The 2,963-nt window shown below is 67.3% G+C and carries 4 protein-coding genes and 1 pseudogene; 2 read left to right on the plus strand and 3 right to left on the minus strand.

The window, feature by feature from the left end; all coding sequences use genetic code 11:
* A pseudogene (locus NI2_RS34575) lies at positions 1-280 on the plus strand (mammalian cell entry protein); the annotation flags it as partial.
* Here NI2_RS34575 and NI2_RS30990 read toward each other — a convergent pair.
* The 3 genes from NI2_RS30990 to NI2_RS31000 form a co-directional block, all read right to left on the minus strand.
* A complete protein-coding gene (locus tag NI2_RS30990; protein ID WP_067498410.1) occupies positions 270-815 on the minus strand; it encodes a hypothetical protein in 546 nt (181 codons plus the stop codon). The pseudogene NI2_RS34575 and the gene NI2_RS30990 sit on opposite strands and share 11 nt — an antisense overlap.
* Positions 812-1,381, minus strand: coding sequence for a TetR/AcrR family transcriptional regulator (locus NI2_RS30995; RefSeq protein ID WP_067498416.1), 570 nt, complete (start codon positions 1,379-1,381; stop codon positions 812-814). Before NI2_RS30995 ends, NI2_RS30990 begins: the two co-directional genes overlap by 4 nt.
* 65 nt (positions 1,382-1,446) lie before the next feature.
* Positions 1,447-1,938, minus strand: a complete 492-nt coding sequence (locus tag NI2_RS31000) for a pyridoxamine 5'-phosphate oxidase family protein (RefSeq protein WP_067498418.1) — start codon at positions 1,936-1,938, stop codon at positions 1,447-1,449.
* Between the two features lie 61 nt (positions 1,939-1,999).
* Here NI2_RS31000 and NI2_RS31005 point away from each other — a divergent pair.
* A partial coding sequence (locus NI2_RS31005; protein WP_067498428.1) for a helix-turn-helix transcriptional regulator occupies positions 2,000-2,963 on the plus strand: 964 nt, incomplete at its 3' end.

Raw genomic sequence — 2,963 nt, forward strand, 5'->3', positions numbered from 1 at the left:
AATCACGAATGTCACCAACCAGTTGCGCGCCAACTCCGGTGCGATGATCGAGATCGTCGATATCGCGCCCCTGCTGATGCAGAACATCGACGGCGCGATGGACCCCGAGCGCAAGATCTTCCGCTCACACGCATTGATCGGGACCACGCTCTCCGGCGAGATGGTCAGCCTGTTCTGTGAGCGTGTCCAGATGCGTTCCGACGGCTGCCGTTCCGGGAACTCGCATGACCTCGGCCCGGACTACGGGTTCACGGCCGCACTGCTCGGGATCACGAAATAGCCTGGACCGACGCGGCGGTATCGGGTTGCAGGTGCGCGAGGAGGAGTTTGATCAGCAGTACCGGGCCGAACCAGAGCAGGAAGGTCGGCACTGTGAGCATCGACGTGGTGATCGCTACGCCGAATACTGTGGCGGCGAAGGCGACCGGCACGCGCAGCTGATCGGGCACCGAGAGCACGACGACGGCCGCCGCGAGGACGAGGCCGTAGATGGTCGCCGCGACCCACCAACCGAACCCCGGGACCACCAGCGCCAGCAGGAACGGTTGGCCGTGGATGGCGACGAACGTGAGGTGATGACGGGCGGTTCGGCCGTGCCGGTGGAACCAGTTCTTGGCCGATGCTGTCGCATTGACCACCGCGCCGCCGAACAGGTCGAAGCCGATCAGGGCGACCACCACGACGACCAGTGCGGAGCCCCCAGCGCTTCTCGCCAGCAGCGCAGCCGTCACCCCACCGACGACTGCCGACGAATAGCACAGGGCTGCTTCACTTCTCGTCGCTCCGGGCGCGATGAGCCGGTCGGTGATGGTCATCGCCGGATACCTTCCACACACACCTGCACCAGGGGTTCGGTCATCTCGGTGAGGGCGACGCGGTCGTCGGCCAGCCACTGCACCAGGCACCCTTCGATCGCGCCGACGATCACCGCGGCGTGCGCGTCGCCGATACCCGCCCGCAATTGCCCCTCGGCGTCGGCCGCACGCAGCAGTTCCGCGACGGCCGCCCGGTAGCCCTCGTAGACGGCGGCCATATCCAGCGGTGTCCTGGCCGACCACACGTCCAGCAATACGCGCGCGTAGTCCGGGTGGGCCGCCAGCATCGCCACGGTCGACCGGATCAACTGCGCCAGCCGATCGAGCGCTGGTCCGCTGCCAGGCGCGGCGAGTTGCTGTTCCGCGCGGGCACGGTATTGGTCGAACGCGGCGGTGAGCAGTTCCTCCCGGCTGCTGACCGCGAGGTAGACACTCCCTTTCGCGACCCCGGCCTCCGCCGCCACATCCTCGATCCGCGACGCGGCGAACCCTTTCCTGGCGAAGACCCGGACGGCCGCCTCCAGAATCTCGGTCCGCCGCGCATCTACATCCACTCGCTTCGGCATGAATTTATAATGACTGACCAGTCAGCCATAGTCCACAGTTACTTGGATGCGGACGGTGGAGGGATTCAGCGTTTGGTGACGACTCGTTCGCCCTCGCCGGGTTTCCAGATGGTGATGGCGAGCTGGTCGTCGGCGACTTCGACCGTGGAGGCGCTGGTGAGGTCGGCGACGTAGAAGTGGTCGAACTTCTGGCCGCGGATGTCGAAACCGCTGTCGTCGAAGAGTTTCTGCGCGAAGCGGGCGTGGACGGATTCGTCCTTCAAGTCGGTGACGGTGCCGAAGAGTTTGGCGTCGCCCTCGGTGACGTTGGTGTCGACGGTCGCGGTGTGCAGGCAGAAGCGTGGGTCACGGGCGAGGTCGTCGAACTTGCGCGTGTCCGGCATGCCCGCCAGCACCAGCATGCCCTCGAAGATCATCGGTTCGATCGGGCTGATCCGTGGCCATCCGTCGGCGCGGAGGGTGCCGAGCATGCACAGGTTGCCGGTGGCTCGGTGTCTGCGCAGGAACAGCTCGGCGATGCGCGGCGCTTCCTCGATGAACTGGCTCCAAGTGGTCATACGCTCACGCTACGACGCAACCTTGACATCCTGTGTCAAGGTTCGCGGCTAGTCTCGGGGTATGCGAGCGAGCAGGCTGGTGCAGCTACTGCTCCTGTTGCAAGCCAACGGCGGGTCGACGGCCGGGGAGCTCGCGCGGGAGCTGGAGGTGTCGGTGCGCACGGTGTACCGGGATGTGGAGGCGCTGTCGGCGGCGGGTGTGCCGGTGTACAGCGAACCCGGGCGCGGCGGCGGGGTGCGATTGGTCGACGGGTACCGAACCCGGCTCACCGGCCTCACCTCCGACGAGGCCGACGCCGTCTTGCTGGCCGGCCTACCGAGCGCCGCCGCCGACCTCGGCCTCGGCACCGTCCTCGCCACCGCGCAGCTGAAAATGCTGGCCGCGCTGCCACCGGAACTGCGCGGCCGGGCAACCCGCATCGCCGAGCGCGTCCACATCGATATGCCCGGCTGGTTCCACCGCCCCGACGAAACCCCCACTCTCGCAACCATCGCCGATGCCGTCTGGCACGACCGCCGCCTTGCCATCACCTACCGGCGAGGTGACGGCGCCGTGGAACGAACGGTCGACCCGTTGGGCCTGGTGATGAAGGCGGGCACCTGGTATCTCGTCGCGCGCGTCCGCTCCGATATCCGTTCCTATCGGGCCAGCCGGATCGCCTCGGCCCACCTCACCGGCGAAACATTCGCCCGCCCAACCGATTTCGACCTCGCCGCCCACTGGCAGGCCGCAGCAGCCGACTTCGGGCGGTCCATGCTGAAAGTCGACGCGCGATGCCGGATCGCCACCGAACACCTCGGCCTGTTGCGCCTCATGAACGACCCGGCAGCCGTCCACGCCGCACTGGCCTCCCTCGGCCCCACCGACCCCGACGGCTGGGCCGACATCACCATCCCCTCCGAGTCCTACGAAGTACTGACCCACGCCCTACTCCCCCTGGCAAACCACGTCGAGGTCCTCGCTCCCCCCGAGTTCCGCGCCCACCTACGGACAATCACCGAGGCCATGGCCGCGCGCTACCGCA

Origin of the sequence: Nocardia ignorata NBRC 108230, from assembly GCF_001612905.1 — a bacterium.
Classification (GTDB): domain Bacteria; phylum Actinomycetota; class Actinomycetes; order Mycobacteriales; family Mycobacteriaceae; genus Nocardia; species Nocardia ignorata.

Coding starts and splice junctions, on each gene's coding strand:
- NI2_RS30990 (WP_067498410.1), bottom strand. CDS start 815: ATGACCATCACCGACCGGCTCATCGCGCCCGGAGCGACGAGAAGTGAA.
- NI2_RS30995 (WP_067498416.1), bottom strand. CDS start 1,381: ATGCCGAAGCGAGTGGATGTAGATGCGCGGCGGACCGAGATTCTGGAG.
- NI2_RS31000 (WP_067498418.1), bottom strand. CDS start 1,938: ATGACCACTTGGAGCCAGTTCATCGAGGAAGCGCCGCGCATCGCCGAG.